This is a genomic window from Salegentibacter sp. (genome assembly GCF_036568425.1).
Taxonomy (GTDB): domain Bacteria; phylum Bacteroidota; class Bacteroidia; order Flavobacteriales; family Flavobacteriaceae; genus Salegentibacter.
The window spans coordinates 1-17,145 of the sequence record NZ_DATCSO010000111.1 but is presented as its reverse complement, the minus strand read 5'-3'; the positions used below and the strand labels follow the sequence as shown (position 1 = coordinate 17,145).

The 17,145-nt window shown below is 39.5% G+C and carries 14 protein-coding genes; 6 read left to right on the top strand and 8 right to left on the bottom strand.

Annotated elements, in window-relative coordinates; all coding sequences use genetic code 11:
- The 4 genes from uvrA to VIM94_RS11230 all read left to right on the top strand — a co-directional run.
- The coding region (uvrA, locus tag VIM94_RS11245; protein WP_332039394.1) for an excinuclease ABC subunit UvrA at nt 1–1,833 on the top strand (1,833 nt) is incomplete at its 5' end.
- A gap of 9 nt (nt 1,834–1,842) precedes the next feature.
- The gene (locus VIM94_RS11240) at nt 1,843–2,532 is read left to right on the top strand and encodes a TIGR00730 family Rossman fold protein (RefSeq protein WP_332039393.1); all 690 of its coding nucleotides are present in this window, start codon (nt 1,843–1,845) and stop codon (nt 2,530–2,532) included.
- A 149-nt stretch (nt 2,533–2,681) separates the two neighbouring features.
- Nucleotides 2,682–5,420 carry a metalloprotease gene (locus VIM94_RS11235; RefSeq protein WP_332039392.1) on the top strand — a complete coding sequence of 913 codons (2,739 nt, stop codon included), beginning with the start codon at nt 2,682–2,684 and terminating at the stop codon, nt 5,418–5,420.
- A 204-nt stretch (nt 5,421–5,624) separates the two neighbouring features.
- A complete protein-coding gene (locus VIM94_RS11230) occupies nt 5,625–8,027 on the top strand; it encodes an alpha-ketoacid dehydrogenase subunit alpha/beta (protein WP_332039391.1) in 2,403 nt (800 codons plus the stop codon).
- A gap of 89 nt (nt 8,028–8,116) precedes the next feature.
- Here VIM94_RS11230 and VIM94_RS11225 read toward each other — a convergent pair whose 3' ends face one another.
- Genes VIM94_RS11225 through VIM94_RS11215 form a run of 3 tightly spaced genes read right to left on the bottom strand, consistent with a single transcriptional unit; the run spans nt 8,117 to nt 10,984 of the window.
- Nucleotides 8,117–9,643, bottom strand: a complete 1,527-nt coding sequence (locus tag VIM94_RS11225; RefSeq protein ID WP_332039390.1) for a PH domain-containing protein — start codon at nt 9,641–9,643, stop codon at nt 8,117–8,119.
- A complete protein-coding gene (locus tag VIM94_RS11220) occupies nt 9,636–10,157 on the bottom strand; it encodes a PH domain-containing protein (RefSeq protein ID WP_332039389.1) in 522 nt (173 codons plus the stop codon). The genes VIM94_RS11225 and VIM94_RS11220 overlap by 8 nt, the downstream gene beginning before the upstream one ends.
- Complete coding sequence (locus VIM94_RS11215; RefSeq protein WP_332039388.1) at nt 10,145–10,984, bottom strand: 1,4-dihydroxy-2-naphthoyl-CoA synthase; 840 nt, start codon at nt 10,982–10,984, stop codon at nt 10,145–10,147. Before VIM94_RS11215 ends, VIM94_RS11220 begins: the two co-directional genes overlap by 13 nt.
- Before the next feature lie 113 nt (nt 10,985–11,097).
- Between VIM94_RS11215 and VIM94_RS11210 the strand changes: the two genes are divergently transcribed.
- On the top strand, nt 11,098–11,580 hold the full coding sequence (locus VIM94_RS11210) for a hypothetical protein (RefSeq protein WP_332039387.1): 483 nt from the start codon (nt 11,098–11,100) through the stop codon (nt 11,578–11,580).
- On the opposite strand, the gene VIM94_RS11205 is transcribed toward VIM94_RS11210, so the two are convergent.
- The 5 genes from VIM94_RS11205 to VIM94_RS11185 form a co-directional block, all read right to left on the bottom strand.
- On the bottom strand, nt 11,574–12,413 hold the full coding sequence (locus VIM94_RS11205) for a CvfB family protein (protein WP_332039386.1): 840 nt from the start codon (nt 12,411–12,413) through the stop codon (nt 11,574–11,576). The genes VIM94_RS11210 and VIM94_RS11205 overlap by 7 nt on opposite strands.
- Before the next feature lie 109 nt (nt 12,414–12,522).
- Nucleotides 12,523–12,867: a DUF2853 family protein gene (locus VIM94_RS11200; protein ID WP_332039385.1), complete on the bottom strand. Its 345-nt coding sequence runs from the start codon at nt 12,865–12,867 to the stop codon at nt 12,523–12,525.
- A 69-nt stretch (nt 12,868–12,936) separates the two neighbouring features.
- Complete coding sequence (menD, locus tag VIM94_RS11195; protein WP_332039384.1) at nt 12,937–14,670, bottom strand: 2-succinyl-5-enolpyruvyl-6-hydroxy-3-cyclohexene-1-carboxylic-acid synthase; 1,734 nt, start codon at nt 14,668–14,670, stop codon at nt 12,937–12,939.
- A gap of 108 nt (nt 14,671–14,778) precedes the next feature.
- The gene (locus VIM94_RS11190) at nt 14,779–15,930 is read right to left on the bottom strand and encodes a chorismate-binding protein (protein WP_332039383.1); all 1,152 of its coding nucleotides are present in this window, start codon (nt 15,928–15,930) and stop codon (nt 14,779–14,781) included.
- A 3-nt stretch (nt 15,931–15,933) separates the two neighbouring features.
- The gene (locus VIM94_RS11185; RefSeq protein ID WP_414707177.1) at nt 15,934–16,353 is read right to left on the bottom strand and encodes a PaaI family thioesterase; all 420 of its coding nucleotides are present in this window, start codon (nt 16,351–16,353) and stop codon (nt 15,934–15,936) included.
- Nucleotides 16,354–16,390: 37 nt separating this feature from the next.
- Here VIM94_RS11185 and VIM94_RS11180 point away from each other — a divergent pair, with 37 nt between their 5' ends.
- Complete coding sequence (locus VIM94_RS11180; protein WP_332039382.1) at nt 16,391–17,026, top strand: esterase; 636 nt, start codon at nt 16,391–16,393, stop codon at nt 17,024–17,026.
- Nucleotides 17,027–17,145: the final 119 nt, after the last annotated feature.

Genomic DNA, 17,145 nt, shown 5'->3' with positions numbered 1-17,145 from the left:
CTTTCAGAGCCTATAAATAAAATTCCCAAAGAAGCAATGGAACTTATCCTCTTCGGAGGAAAGGAAAAATTCTCTAAAGAATCTAAGACCCTGGGAATTACCCGGGATTTTAAAATCGATTTTGAAGGAGTAGCTACTTTTATTGAAAAGACCTATTATAACAACGACTCTACTTCTCTTAGGCGCTGGGCTAAGGAATATATGGATAAGATAGAATGCCCAGAATGTCAGGGTACACGATTAAAGAAAGAGTCCCTTTACTTTAAAATTCACGATAAAAATATTGCCGAGCTCGCCCAGCTCGATATCAGCGATCTGGCGAAATGGTTTAAAGACCTGGAAAAACACCTGAGCCCGAAACAAAATCAAATCGCTTCAGAAGTAATTAAGGAAATACGCACAAGAATTCAATTTCTAATAGATGTTGGTCTAACTTATCTGGCTCTAAACCGGAACTCAAAATCTCTTTCGGGAGGTGAAGCTCAGCGTATCAGGCTGGCTACTCAAATAGGATCCCAGCTGGTAGGAGTGCTCTACATTTTAGATGAGCCCAGCATTGGCTTACATCAACGGGATAATGAAAAACTTATCAATTCTCTGGTTTCTCTACGCGACCTCGGAAATTCGGTTATCGTGGTAGAGCATGATAAAGATATGATAGAGCGGGCAGACCATGTGATAGATATTGGACCCGAAGCCGGAAAACACGGTGGAGAAATAATAAGTGAAGGAACACCTTCTGAATTAAAGAAACACAATACCCTTACCGCTGCTTACCTTAATGGAACTAAAGAAATAAAAGTTCCTGAAGAAAGAAGAAAAGGTAATGGTAAGTTTATAGAGTTAAAAGGGGCTACCGGCAATAACCTGAAAAAAGTTTCGGTAAAAATCCCCCTGGGAAAAATGATTGCGGTAACCGGAGTTTCCGGTAGCGGAAAATCTACCCTGATCAATGAAACACTCTATCCCATTATGAATGCCTATTATTTTAATGGGGTAAAAATACCTATGCCATATACTAACATAAAAGGCCTGGATAATATCGATAAAGTAATTGATATTAATCAGACACCCATTGGTAGAACACCTCGCTCCAACCCTGCTACCTATACAGGGGTTTTCTCTGAAATTAGAAATCTTTTTGCAAAAACTCCCGAGTCTCTTATTCGTGGGTATAAGCCCGGTCGTTTTAGTTTCAATGTCAAAGGAGGGAGATGTGAAACCTGTAAAGGAGGTGGCCTTAGGGTAATAGAGATGAATTTCCTTCCGGATGTTTATGTGGAATGCGAAACCTGCCAGGGAAAACGCTTTAACCGGGAAACCCTGGAAATCCGGTATAAGGGAAAATCTATTTCCGATGTTCTGGAGATGACCATCAATGAGGCTACCCAGTTTTTTGAAGCAATTCCCAAAATTTACCGTAAACTAAAGACCATTAAGGATGTAGGTTTGGGATATATTACCCTGGGGCAGCAAAGCACAACCCTTTCCGGAGGAGAAGCACAGCGTATAAAACTGGCTACTGAACTTTCTAAAAGAGACACAGGAAACACCTTTTATATCTTAGACGAACCCACCACAGGATTACACTTTGAAGACATTCGGGTGCTGATGGATGTATTAAATAAATTAACCAATAAAGGGAATACTGTTTTAATTATTGAACATAATATGGACGTGATTAAGATGGCAGATTATATTATTGATATTGGCCCCGAAGGTGGTAAAAATGGCGGGAAACTCATCGCAAAGGGTACGCCTGAAGAAGTTGCCAAATCCGGAAAAGGTTATACCGCTCCCTACCTAAAAAAAGAATTACACTTAAAAAACTAAAAACTTTATATGAGAACAAGTTTAAAAAATAAAGCCTGGAACGAAATAAAAACAAACGATTCCTGGGCTATTTTTAAAATAATGGGAGAATTTGTTAACGGATATGAAAAACTTAGCCAAATAGGTCCCTGTGTATCTATTTTTGGATCTGCACGAACAAAACCAGACCAGAAATATTACAAACTTGCTGAAAAAATTTCAAAAAAAATCGTAGAAAACGGATATGGTGTCATTACCGGTGGGGGCCCTGGAATTATGGAAGCCGGTAATAAAGGAGCCCATCTTGGCGGTGGGACTTCAGTGGGGCTTAATATAGAACTTCCCTTTGAGCAACACGATAATCCTTACATCGATAACGATAAAAGTCTTGACTTTGATTACTTCTTTGTACGAAAGGTCATGTTCGTTAAATACTCTCAGGGCTTTGTGGTTATGCCCGGCGGATTTGGTACCCTGGATGAACTTTTTGAAGCAATAACCCTTATCCAGACCCATAAGATCGATAAGTTCCCGATAATTCTGGTAGGTACCGAATTCTGGGGTGGACTGGTAGATTGGGTACGTAAAACCCTTTTGGATAGCTTTCAAAATATCAGTGAACCAGACATGGATCTGGTACAGGTGGTGGATACAGAAGACGAGGTTATTGAAATCCTTAATATGTTCTACGACGAGTATAACTTAAGTCCTAACTTCTAATTATAATCAGTTTATGGAAGCTAAACTTTGATTATATTTAGCAAAATTCTGTTACACGCTAAATAGCCTTATTTCCCTTGAAGTATTTTATTTTTTACCTGCTGCTCATTTCAGGAATAGGTTTGGGGTATTCTCAAAATTCTATCACTATGAACGCGCAGTTAAATGACTCCCTGAGGACTTTTGACATTCAGCAGGAAATTATTTACAAGAACGAGAGTAAAGATACTTTAAGGGAAATTTATTTAAATGATTGGGCCAATGCCTACAGCAGTAAATCTACTCCCCTGGCCCAAAGATTTGCTGAAGAGTTTTCCCGCCGCTTTCATTTCTCAAAAGAAATTGAAAGAGGAGGTACTTCCATTAACACACTTTCTCAAAAATCCGGAGATCCCCTTAGCTGGAGCCGGCCCGAACAACACCCCGATATTATTAGAGTTGAATTACCACAGGCTTTACCACCGGGAGAAAAATTTGAAATTCATCTTGACTATAAACTAAAAATCCCTTCTGATAAATTTACCCGATACGGAGTAGACAATGTTGGAAATTACAAATTAAGATACTGGTATATTAATCTTGCAGTATACCGGGATGGCTGGCAGTTTTATAGTCACCACAACCTGGACAATCAGTTCACTAGCCCGGCCGATATAAGCATCACCCTAAGCATCCCTAAAGACCTCTATATAGCGAGTGCTCTGGCTAAAAGAAATTCTCAGACTTCAGAAGATGTAAAAACCGTTGAACTTGTTGGATTAAACAGAACCGAATCAAAACTCTACCTCACAAGAAGCTATCTCTTTGAATCTCAATATGCCCAATCTCATGAAATTCTAACCGATGTAGAAGCCGATGGGCTCCAGCCGGCAGTTAAACGGGCTATTCTGGACAGAATAATAAAATTCATCTATCAGCGCCTGGGCACTTATCCCCATAGTACCTTATTTGTTACTCAGGAAGATTATTTAGACAGCCCAATCTATGGACTTAACCAACTCCCGAGTTTCATAAGGCCATTTCCAGATGGTTTTCAATACGATATTAAACAGGTAAAAACCATAACCAACAACCTTTTAAAGAATTCCATTCGTGTTAATCCCAGGGAAGAACAATGGGTAAAAGATGCTATTCTCGTTGCTCTAATGATGGATTATGTAGATATGTATTATCCAAGGATGAAGTTAATTGGAAACCTAAGCGATATTATTGGAATTAGGTGGTTTCACGCCGCCGACCTGGAATTTAATGACCAGTACCAGTTTCTCCATATGAATACGGCAAGACTCAACCTGGATCAAGCCCTCACTACCTCTCAGGATTCTCTCATAAAATTCAATATAAATATTGCTAATCCATACAAAGCCGGGGTCGGCATAAAGTATCTGGAGAATTATCTGGATAGTAATGCCATAAAAAATTCTATTCAGAAGTTCTATAAAGAAAACAGCATGGAACCGGTTTCAGCAGAAGATTTTGAATCCTACCTCAAAGAAGGTGCTGATAAAGACATCTCCTGGTTTTTTGACCAGTATGTTGCTAAAAATGAAAAAATTGATTTCAGAATAAGCGAACTGGTAAAAACCAAAGATTCGCTAAAAGTGACTGTCCTGAACAAGCGCAGTAACGGTTTTCCGGTCTCACTCTATGGCCTTAAAGACGGTCAAATTATCTATAAAACCTGGGTGGATGATTTTAAGCAGAAAAAGACCGTAAGCATTCCCCGACAAGATATTGAGCGACTCGCCTTAAATTATGAAGGAATAATCCCAGAGATAAACCAAAGGGATAATTATAAACGGGTCTCAGCACTCTTCAATAAACCACTACAATTCCGACTTCTGCAGGATATTGAAGATCCGCGGTATTCCCAGGTCTTTTTTATGCCAGAATTTGATTACAACCTTTATGACGGTGTTTCTATCGGGCCTAAAATGTACAACAAGACCTTCCTGAATAAAAATTTCCAATATAGTATTTCCCCTAAATATGGGTATAAAAGTAAAACCCTTGTGGGTTCTGCCTCTTTATTATACAACCAACAGTTTGAGAATAAGGAATTACATTCCATCCGCTATGGCCTAAGTGGCTCCCGCTTTTCTTACAACTATGGGCTTTTCTACGAAAAATACACTCCATTTATTGGCTTTTACTTCAGGAATAAAAACCTAAGGAACAATGAACGCCAACGTTTACTCATCAGGAATGTAAATGTAAGACGGGATAAAAATCCAGCTGTTCCATTAACCAGGCCGGATTATAATGTTTTCAATATCAATTACCAATACAGCAAACCGCATTTGGTTGATTTTCACGGAGCTTCTTTCGATTACCAGCTTGCTGAAAAATTCAGTAAAGTTTCTATGAGCCTTGAATACCGTAAGCTGTTTAAAAGCAACCGGCAGATTAATCTCAGGTTCTTTGCAGGAGCATTCTTATATAACGATAGCCAGAAAACCGATTATTTTAGCTTTGCCCTGGATCGCCCTACAGACTATTTATTTGATTATAACTACTATGGTAGAAGCCAGGGAAGTGGGCTATTCAGCCAGCAAATTATTGTTGCTGAAGGTGGCTTCAAGTCCCAATTACAACCAGAATATGCTAACCAATGGCTTACCACCATTAACGGGAGTACAAATTTGTGGAAATTCATCTTTGTGTATGCAGATGCAGGTTTGGTAAAAAACCAGTTTGAAAGTGCTAAATTCCTCTACGATTCAGGATTGCGGCTTAGTCTTGTGGACGATTATTTTGAGGTGTTTTTTCCGGTTTATTCCAGCTTAGGTTGGGAAGTTGGGAAAGAGAAATATGATCAAAGAATACGTTTCATCGTCTCCCTGGATATTAATACCCTTATTAAACTCTTCACCCGGCGGTGGTATTGACAAATATTTTCAGCATTAGCATATTAGGACTTATGAGGTCTCAAATTATGTGAAATTCACCTAAACAGTTAAACACTTCCTTTTTTTTTCGTAAAAAACAATATAAATCTAAAAATTTAATTATTTCGTAAAATATTCGGCTTTTAATGAATTGTGTATAATTATAGTTTTCGTTACATTTGTTATTCAATAAAATGAATGTTCATGCAAAGCGAAACACAGACTAAAGATTCAATTTCATTTGAAGATTTCAAGGCCCAAGTGCTGGGAGATTACCGCATAGCGGTTACAAGTCGCGAATGTAGCCTGTTGGGGAGAAGGGAAGTTCTTACCGGAAAAGCTAAATTCGGGATATTTGGAGATGGAAAGGAGGTGCCTCAACTCGCTATGGCCAAGGCCTTTAAAAATGGCGATTTCAGGTCTGGTTATTACAGAGATCAAACCTTTATGATGGCGATCAATGAACTTAACATTGAACAATTCTTCGCAGGCCTTTACGCCGATAGCAATATAGAAAATGAGCCAATGTCTGCCGGAAGGCAAATGGGCGGCCATTTCTCTACGCACAGTCTAAATGAGGACGGAAGCTGGAAAAACCTTATCCAACAAAAGAATTCCAGTGCCGATATCTCTCCTACAGCTGGCCAGATGCCCAGACTTTTAGGTCTTGCACAGGCATCAAAGATCTATCGCAACGTTGAAGGAATTGATGCTGATAAATTTTCAAAAGACGGTAATGAAGTAGCCTGGGGAACCATTGGTAATGCCAGTACCAGCGAAGGTCATTTCTGGGAAACCTTAAATGCTGCCGGAGTATTGCAGGTGCCTATGGTCTTGAGCGTTTGGGATGATGAGTACGGGATTTCGGTTCACGCGCGGCATCAAACTACTAAAGAAAATATTTCAGAGATCGTAAAGGGGTTTCAACGCGATGAAGACAATAAAGGTTACGAGATAATTAAGGTAAACGGCTGGGATTATGTTGCCTTGGTTGAAGCTTATGAAAAAGCAGCAACAATAGCCCGAAAAGATCATTCCCCGGTATTGATTCACGTTAAGGAATTAACACAGCCCCAGGGCCATTCTACCTCGGGTTCTCATGAACGCTATAAAAGCGAACAAAGACTCAACTGGGAACGGGAGTATGATTGTAATGTAAAATTCAGGGAATGGATAATCAGTAATGATTTCGCTACAGACGAAGATCTTGAAAACCTGGAAAAAGAAATAAAAAAAGAAGTGCGGGAAGGCAAAAGAAAAGCCTGGGAAAACTATTCCAACCCGATGAAAGAAAAGCAAAAGGAGTTGATCAAACTTCTTGCGGAAATCTCAAAGTCTTCTCAAAAAAAGAATGAAATAGTAAGTCTGGCCAAGGATCTTAAAGGAATTAAAGAGCCCCTTAAAAAAGATGTGTTTTCCACAGCCAGAAAGAGTTTGCGATTTCTCGTCCAGGACGAGCCGTCATTAAAGCAGGAACTTCTGGATTGGATAAACACCTATGAAGACCAGGCAAAAGATGACTATAGCAGTCATTTATATATAGAAAATCAAGCCGATATTGAAGAGGTGAAACCTCAGTATGCTGAAGAAGCCCAGGAAGTTGACGGGCGTATAATCCTTCGGGATAATTTTGACCATATCTTTGGGAACAAACCTGAAACCTTGATCTTCGGTGAAGATTCGGGAGAGATTGGGGATGTAAACCAGGGACTGGAAGGTCTTCAGAAAAAATATGGCAAACTTCGCGTAGCCGATGTAGGAATTCGGGAAGCCACAATTTTAGGTCAGGGAATTGGAATGTCCATGCGAGGTCTTCGCCCAATTGCCGAGATTCAGTATCTGGATTATCTAATGTATGCCCTGCAGGGAATAAGTGACGATCTTTCCACTTTGCAATACCGCACCAAGGGGAAACAAAAAGCGCCGCTTATTATAAGGACCAGAGGTCACAGATTAGAAGGAATCTGGCATAGTGGGTCCCAAATGGGAGGAATTTTAAATCTGGTACGAGGAATTTATGTTCTTGTCCCAAGAAATATGACTAAAGCTGCAGGTTTCTATAATACTCTCCTGGAGCAGGACACTCCAGCACTTCTTGTAGAATGCCTTAATGGCTACAGGTTGAAAGAAAAAATGCCTGAAAATCTTGCTGAAATCCGTACTCCTATCGGGAAAGTGGAAACGGTAAAAGAAGGAAAAGACATTACCCTGGTATCTTACGGATCTACTTTAAGAATTGTAGAGCAAACCGCCCGGGAACTGGAAGACTTTGGCATCAACGCTGAAGTTATTGATGTACAAAGCCTGCTTCCTTTCGATTTGAATCACGATATTGTGAAGAGCGTAGAAAAGACCAATCGCCTTCTGGTAATAGACGAAGACGTTCCGGGGGGAGCCTCAGCTTTTATCCTGGATAAGGTATTGAATGAACAGAATGCATACAGGTTCCTGGATAGTAAACCAGACACCTTAACGGCAAAAGAACACCGACCTGCCTACGGTACCGATGGTGATTATTTCTCAAAACCTTCTTCCGATGATATCTTTGAAAAGATTTATAGCATTTTTCACGAAGTAAATCCAGAAAAATATCCAAAACTCAGATAAAAAAAAATTTATTAGTAAAAGGGAAAAAAGCCACGGGTTTCAGAATCTGTGGTTTTTTTATTTGTTTTTTAAGTCCGATCTAACTTTTACTACATCCAGTTTTTTGAGGTAGCTTCTGCTTTATACAAAACATAATTTATGGAAGGTAGAATTTCCTTGGTAACCGCATAAAATCTTAAGTCCCCTCCAGCGGTATGAAATACAACATTTATCAGGTTCTTTCGGTGATACCAAATTGGTTGCTTTACACTCACCGATTGTATTTTATACAGTTCCAGGGTTTCTTCGGTCTTGTTCCAGAAACCTGTTTTCTTTTGCAAAAATTTCTCGGTGACTATCAGTTTCCGGGCCTTAAAAGCAAGTATCTGTATACTTCCGGCAACAATAATATATAAACCTGACAGCACCAGAACCGCCCAGAGTGGAAGTGTGATAAAAGCTGTGAAATACCATAAAGTCAGAAAAACCAATACAGGTAACATTACCAGAGACATTTTACGGAATAGCAATAATTTATTCGGCCTGAAGGTATTGCTAAAGCTGGATTCGGTGGATCCGGGGTAAAGAAAATATTTTATCTTTTTTACGACCTCTTTTTCCAATCCGGGAATCTTTATTTTATTTTTCTGAAGATCATTCTCACTACTGGATAAAGAGAGCTGTGCTTCGTAGAGATCGAAACGCTCCTGAACAGGATTCGTTTTGATTCTCATTAACTGAAGCCTTCTGGGTTGCAGAGAAACTTTGGTATTGGTCTTCAAGCCCATTTCTACCTCAATTTTATCTTTATTCTGCTGAATTTTTAAGCCGTAGTATTTAACAAAAACCTCTATAATGGTTATACTAATGCTCAAAAGCAACAAAAGCACAAAAAGCACTGTTAAAAACCCAATAGATTGCAGTACCCCGGAAAACTGATTAAAATACACCTCAACATCTTCAATCTGTTCTTTAAAATAAGTATTTATCCTGTTGTAAACGGTCATTACAAAAGCAAAAATCAGGGAAAGGCCGCGTAAATAATTGGTGCTTATCCCAATTTTCAGTAACCTAAGAAATCCGACTTTATGGGTCCAGAAAACCTCGTTATTTTCCTCTTGTTTTTCAAGGTCTCCTTCTCCTTGTAATGCATCAGGTTTTTCAGATTTTGCTTTTAAGAGAATTTTTGCAAGACGGTTGGCATCCTTTCCGGAAATAGCTTTTATCTCTACCTCCTTTTGATTGCTACCAGCCGTATCAATTACCAGGCTATAAACTTTTATTAAGCGTTGCAAAAGAGAGCGCTTAAAATAAACCTGTTGGATTTTATCGAAGGGAATCGTTGTATTTTCAGTAGAGAAAATCCCTTTTTCCAAAACAAATTCTTTTCGCTCGTAATCTACATAAAAAACAAACTTGCGATAATAAAGATAACTATAGAAAAAGCTTACAACACCTATTACTAATAAACCAAAACCCGCATAAACCAAGGTGGTTTTGCTTGGTCCGCTTATTAATAAATAGGCCCCAAGAGCCCAAAACATTCTGAATAATTTATAAAGGCTGGAAAGGTAGATCAAAAGAATCCCGGGTTTAGATTGTCGCCGGGCAGTGCTATAGGTTTCAGGATTAATCATTGGAAATCTTTACCGCTATGGCTTCTTTTAACTGTTGCGCCATTTGTGGGTCTAATCCGGGAATAATAATATCGCTCCCGCTTCCCCCGGCTGTAAAAATATTAAGACTGGAGATACCTAAAACTTTATCCCAAACGCCACGTGAAATTGAAGCGTGCTGTACTCTATTAAATGGAATCAGTGTAGTTTTATTGAAAATAAAGCCCCTTCTGTATATAATATCTTTTTCCCTTATAGCGTAACCCAATGTTTTAAGCAGCTTATAATTATTCCAGAACCGAAAGATAAAAGCGATTAAAATAATTGCGAAAATAAGCCATGTTTGCACCGGATTAAGTTGAAAGAACCAAAAAACACCAAGCATAATAAACAAGACGAGCATAAAAATGCCCGTCTGAATATTCATTTTTATAAGGTACTTAGGCGAAACCGAAGAAAAAGCTACCGATTCGTATTTGGGGAGGGTAGCTAAATCAATTTGGTTATTGCTAAAATCTTTGGCTAAGGGATCCATTTTTTATCAAAATTGGGTTTTCTTTTCTCCAGAAATGCATCACGGCCTTCTTTGGCTTCATCTGTCATATAGGCAAGACGCGTAACTTCTCCTGCAAAGACCTGCTGCCCTACCATTCCGTCATCAGTCATGTTCATCGCGAATTTCAGCATTTTAATTGAAGTTGGGGACTTTTCCATGATTTCCTGCGCCCATTCATAAGCGGTATCTTCAAGCTCATTATGAGGAATTACAGCGTTTACCATGCCCATTTCATAAGCTTCCTGCGCCGAGTAATTTCTTCCGAGGAAAAAGATCTCCCGGGCTTTCTTCTGCCCCACCATTTTTGCCAAATAAGCAGAACCATAACCGGCATCAAAACTAGTCACATCGGCGTCGGTTTGTTTAAAAATGGCGTGTTCCTTACTCGCAAGGGTTAAATCGCAAACCACGTGCAAACTATGCCCGCCTCCTACTGCCCAGCCGGGAACGACGCATATTACAGCTTTCGGCATAAACCGAATTAAACGTTGTACTTCAAGGATATTCAAACGATGATAACCGTCTTCACCCACATATCCCTGGTGACCACGGGCTTTTTGATCGCCACCACTGCAAAATGCCCATTTCCCGTCTTTGGGAGATGGTCCTTCTGCTGAAAGTAAAACAACCCCAATTGAGGTATCTTCATGGGCATCATGAAAAGCATCCAATAGCTCGCTGGTAGTCTTTGGCCTGAAAGCATTTCTAACTTCCGGACGGTTAAAAGCTATCCGGGCTACGCCATTGGCTTTCTTATAAGTTATATCTTCATATTCTTTAACTGTTTTCCAGTCTATTTTGCTCATAATTTTTAATTTATTGTAAAAATAGGATTTTTTGAAGCTTCCGAAGAATTTAAAATTTAAACAAAAGCACTTAGATTTGCATTGTTTTTGATATAATTACAAAAAATTCCCCGATGAAAATCCATTTACTATTTCTTTTTTCATTCTTTTCCGGACTTTCAGGCCTGGTGGCCCAGGAATTTGAATCCTGGAATGCAGCCGATTTTGATTTAAGCCGAAAAGAACTCAACAGAAGCCTGGAGGATTTTGATTTTGGTTTTGAGAAATCAAATTTCAACCTGCCAAGTGGAAAATTCCTCAATGTAGATCAAAATAAAAGAAACGGGGTAGACATCGTTGCTCTTATCGATGAAAAGAATAACTACCGGCAGCGCACTGTAGATATAGGCTCTCCTCTTCCTAAAAAAGAAAGAAAGGATTTTGAACTTTCCACTCAAACCAGATTATACAAGCGGGCTGAAGTAGAAAATGAAGCCCTTAATTCAAACCCATATTACAGAAACCAACGAATATACCAAAACGCTCTTCACAACTCGGCAGTGAGAAGCATGTACGGGCGCAGATCTTTTTATTCTCCTTATGGCAGGTATTACTGATCTTCTTTTAGATAAATACCGTCTTCGGTAATGTCTATCTTACGTTGCTTATAAAGATTGCCTGCAGCGCGCTTAAAACTCTTTTTACTCATCTCCAACACATTTTGAATCTGTGCAGGATCAGATTTATCTGTGATCTTAAGATGGCCATGGTTTGCCGCCAATTCATCTAAAATGCGTTGAGCATTAGGCTCAATACTTCTGTATCCGGGCCGCTGAAGCATGACATCTATCTTGCCGTCGGGCCTGGTTTTTTTTATGAAACCCTTCATATAATCGCCAACATTAAGCGGCTGGAAGATCTCATCATTATAGATAAGACCAAGATGTAGTTCATTGATGATCACGTTATATCCCAGATCAGATTTATTACTAATAATAAGATCTACTTCTTCAAAAGGTTCTACGGTTAACTCTGAATTATCCAGAAAAGCATGAACTTTACTGGAAGCCACCAAACGGTTGGTTTCTTCGTCTAAATAACAAAAGATCAAATACCTCCCGCCTTTTTTCATCGGGTAAGCCTGCTCCTTAAACGGAACAAACAAATGCTTTTCTAAGCCCCAATCCAGGAAGGCCCCGTATTCATTTACCTCCACACATTTTAAGAACGCGAACTCATCCAGCTTTACCAGAGGCTCCAGGGTAGTTGCCACAGGCCGTTCCTCGTGATCCAGGTAGACAAAAACTCTTATTTCTCCCCCAATTTCCCAGCTTTCTGGGATATATTTATTCGGAAGTAAAACCTCATCACCTTCTTCGTTGGTAAGAAAAAGTCCGGGCTCGGTCTCCCGGTCTATAGTAAGGGTGTGATATTCACCAATATTCAGCATAACAAAAATTTAAAACGCAAAGATACTTTATAATTACGGGCTTTTCTGTAAAAACAGAAAATCCGCCTTTTGTTTCCAAAAAGCGGATTTCCTTATTATTCAATTTAGTCTATTTATAGACACTTTCTTTCTCAAAATATTTAGTAAGCAGATAATAGACCACTGCACGATACTTGTTGCGGTTGGATTTTCCGTATTTTTCCATAACGGCATTCAGGCCTACATCCAGTTTTTCATCGTCTTTAAGACCTAATTTATTGATGAGGAAATTCTTTTTCACGGTTTCCATTTCAGATTCTGAAGAACTTGAAACGGTTTCAGCATCACTTCTGAAGATACTTGGGCCTAAAGCCTCAGTTATCTTTCTTAGTAGATCAATATCCGGCTCTTCGCCAACATTGTCCTTTACGTCCTGGATATACTTTCCAACTTTTTCATCGGTCTTAGTTGCCATATTTTATTTATTTTTTGGTTAATACACTTAAAATTAGCAAAAACAGGCATCAATACCGAAAATCAAATCTTAAGATTTCATAAAATTGAAGTATTCGAGTAATACCTCATCATTGAGTTTTCGTGGCGTGAAAATTTCCAAAAGCTTAGGTCTTTCTGAAGGATTAAAAAAGCTTTGCATTTCCTTTTTGATATCCAGAGAATTTTCAGCAAAAGCATACTCCAGTCCGTAAAGTTCACAAACAGGTTTGGCCTTGAGTTGATGTACCGTCTCGAAATAAGTATCGAAATTTTCCGTGTTCTTATTCCCCGGAAGTATCCTGAATATTCCCCCGCCCTGGTTATTCAAAACAATTATTCTGAAATTAGACGGCAAATAATTATTCCAGAGAGCATTACTGTCGTAGAAAAAGCTCAGGTCACCAACGATAAGAAGCGTTGGTTCTATAGATACGCAAGCAGCACCCGCAGCCGTAGAAACACTGCCATCTATCCCACTGGTGCCGCGATTACAAAAGATTCGTAAAGTCTCTTTCCATTTGAACAACTGGGCATAACGGATAATTGAACTGTTCCCCAGCTGAAGCATATAGTTTTCTGGAACCTCAGGCGCGACAAGCTGCATGGCCTTTAAATCGGAATAAGGAATCTCATCCATATATTCCTCGTGTCGATCCTGCCGTTTCTTCCATATTTTTTTCCAGAACTCTCCATAATCGCTTGCCTGATTTCTCACCAAAGGGAGAAAATTGCTGAAAAATGAATTGACATCGGTTTCAAAATGTTTGTTTAGACAGAAAAAAGTATTGTATGCCTTTTTCTCATCAATATGCCAGTGATGTTGTGGCTGGTATTTCCTGAGAAAAGCTTTGATCTTTTTTGAAACGATCATTCCTCCAAAAGTAAGCAGGATCTCTGGCTGTAGTTTCCTGAAAAGCTCTTCAGGGTCTGCTTCCCTCTCAATAGGGCCCACAACGGTATCTATTCTGGTAATAAAATCTGGATGATGTATATTCGAGGTGGTTTCAGTAAAAAAGATCACAGAGTCATCCTGAGCCAATTCATCCAAAAATCTTTGTTCAATCGCATTAGGTTGAGCTACTCCCACAATTACCATCTTTCGCTTAGCCTTATTCCAGGTATCAGCGTATGTATTTAATTGTTTTCCGGTATAAGTACGCTCCTTGAACTCTGGCAAAATCTGTAGTGGATTCACCTCCACATTTTCTACCAGGTCATACAGGGGCTCATAAAAAGGCACATTAATGTGCACCGGTCCTTTTCCTTCTATGGCCTTGTTCAGGGCCAGGTTTATCTCTCTTTCATTGTGTTTTTGCGCTTCAAATTGTTTCTGCTGAAGCTTGGGATCAGTAGTGATTTGGTCTAAAACCAATTCTGAATGTAAATTCGCCGAATATAAAATATGGTTTTCAAAAACGTTCTTCTGCCGAATGGTTTGACCATCGCCTATGTCTATACGCTCTATCGGCCGATCGGCCGATATGATCACCAATGGAATATCACTGTAAAAAGCTTCGGCAATGGCCGGATAATAATTGAGCAAGGCAGACCCCGAACTACAAACCAGCGCCACCGGCTGTTGGAGCTGCTGAGCCATTCCCAGGGCATGAAAAGCTGCAGATCGCTCATCTACCAAACTGTATGCTTTGATTTCCGGATGATGTGTAAATCCGAGAGTGAGCGGGGCATTTCGCGAACCCGGAGAGATGATTACGTGATGTATGTTTTTGGCCACACAAAGTGCTACAACCGAGCGGGCAACAGGTATTTTGGAATATTTCACTAATATATGTTTTTGAAAAGGCGTCAGGCTGTTCATCCTGTTTGAAATGAGTAATAACTTCAGGAAGACGCTCTATTTTTCACTCAAAATTACGATTTTCCGTAGGATTTATTTAACTAAAACGGCTTTGATGGTCTGGGCTTTGTTTTGTGTCTCTTCAAATTCCTGAACAGGATCTGAATCTTTAGTTATCCCGCCCCCTACAAAGATCTCGGCTTCATCGTCTTCAATCTTCATACAGCGTAAGTTAACAAATAAAGAAGTTGAAGAACTGATACTGCTATAAGCCTGGTTTTCCTGGTTTCTTCGGTTGGAGCTACGTTTAATCTTCTTTTTAAAATTTAGCTCTCCTAAAAATCCTGTATAGAATTCGCGGTCATAATTTTCGTTTTCTAATATGAATTGCTTAGCGACATCCCTGGGCATACCGCACACGGCAGGAGTGGGATGAAGTGTCATTATCAATTTTCTTAAATTTGAAGTACCCGGTTGAATATCTCCCTGAATATCGGTTCGCAAATGCAATAAATTTCCGGCTCTGGCCGTATAAGCTTCAGATCGCGACACTTTACCACCAGAGACTTTTTCAACGTTTTCCAGGATAAAATCGGTCACGATTTCTTGTTCTTCAATCTCCTTCTCTTCCCAGTTCACATTGGTAATTCCTTTGAAAGCCTGAGTTCCCGCTAGGGCCATTGTTTTAAATTTATTTCTTTCCACCTTAAGCAAGGTCTCAGGGGTCGCTCCCATCCAGATATCGGTTTTTGGATGAAACCAGATGTAAACAAAAGCCTCTTTATATTTCTTCAGAAGATCCTTAAATATTTCCAGCGGTCCCAATTGGGTTTCTACCTCTTCTTTTCGGGATAGCACTACCTTTTTAAAAGCTCCGGCCTTAATGGCATCTATACCTTTTTGAACAAGATTTTCGTGCGCAGATTTTTCTTTCTGAATAAATTGCTCCGGCGGAAATTCAGGGCTTTCCTTCTCCAGGGCTTTTTCGTGATCTATAAACCCGGAATATTCCGTTTGCAGGAATTCAGACTTTTCCTGCGGAATAATATAGGTTGGTAAATCATTCTGAAAAGGAGCAAAAACAAATCCGCTTTCATTAAAATCATTCACCAGATTCCCGGAAGTATCTTCCTGCAATAAAGCGGTGGTCATCCCCCTGCCCGAACCAGGATCGTGCCAGGCAACAAAGGGTTTCCCCTGGTGCAAATGCTCCTCAAGTCGACTAAAAAATTCTTCTGCATTCATCTTTTACTTGTTTTTTGGTAAAGCAATCGTTGTTAATTTTACAATGGAGATCAGGTTGTTTTCTTCATCGGTGATCTTTATTTCCCAAAGTTGCGTGGTTTGACCTTTATGGATAAAACTGGCTTTGGCATAGACAAAACCTTCAGAGATACTCTTTAAATGATTAGCCGAAATCTCTATGCCGCGGATAAAAAATTCTTCGGTATTCAAAAACACATAACTGGCCATACTCCCCACACTTTCGGCCAGGGCTACACTGGCGCCCCCATGTAGCACCCCGTCCGGCTGATGCACCTTTGAGGTCACCGGCATTCTCGCCATCAGGTAATTATCGCCTACTTCAGTAAATTCAATATCAAGGGTTTCCATCAAGGTGTTTTTACATACTTTTCTGGAGAGCGCTAAAATTTCTTCTTGGGTCATCACAATAAGATTGGTTACTTTGTAAAAATACGTAAAAATGAGTAGCGAGAAACAGGTTTCCTACCAAAGCACCAACACCTATGAGGTGTTGAATACCTTTACTCCAAAGACCAAAAACGTGTGGGTGGTTTGTCACGGCATTGGATATTTAAGCAGATATTTCCTTAAATATTTCAAGCATCTGAACCCGGAGGAGAATTACATCATCGCCCCGCAGGCGCCATCCAAGTACTATCTCAACGCAGAATACAAACACGTGGGTGCCTCCTGGCTCACCCGTGAAAATACAAAGATGGAAACCGAAAATGTACTGAATTATCTCGATGAAGTTTATAAAGCTGAAAACCTGCAGGATGCGCCAAGACTCATTCTTTTTGGGTATTCCCAGGGTGTTTCGGTGGTGACAAGATGGGTAGCAAAACGAAGAATTAATTGCGATGAATTAATTATGCATTCGGGAAAAGTTCCTGCCGAATTAAAGAAAGAAGATTTTCAATTTTTAAAAAATACAAACTTCACCTTTATCTATGGAACCAAAGATAAGTACCTAAAAAACGGAATTATTGAGGTAGAGGAAAAAAGACTAAAAGAATTATTTCCTAATAATTTTGAAATAAAAAGATATAACGGCGGTCACGAAGTTAATACAGAAATTATTGCCGAATTTGCATAAATTGTTTTCTCGGCTGCGCCTGTTTTTAACGGTTCAATATTCTAAATGAAACATAAAAATACTTCTTCTAAAGCATCTATTTTAAAAAGTATAGGGCCCGGTTTTTTACTAGCCGGAGC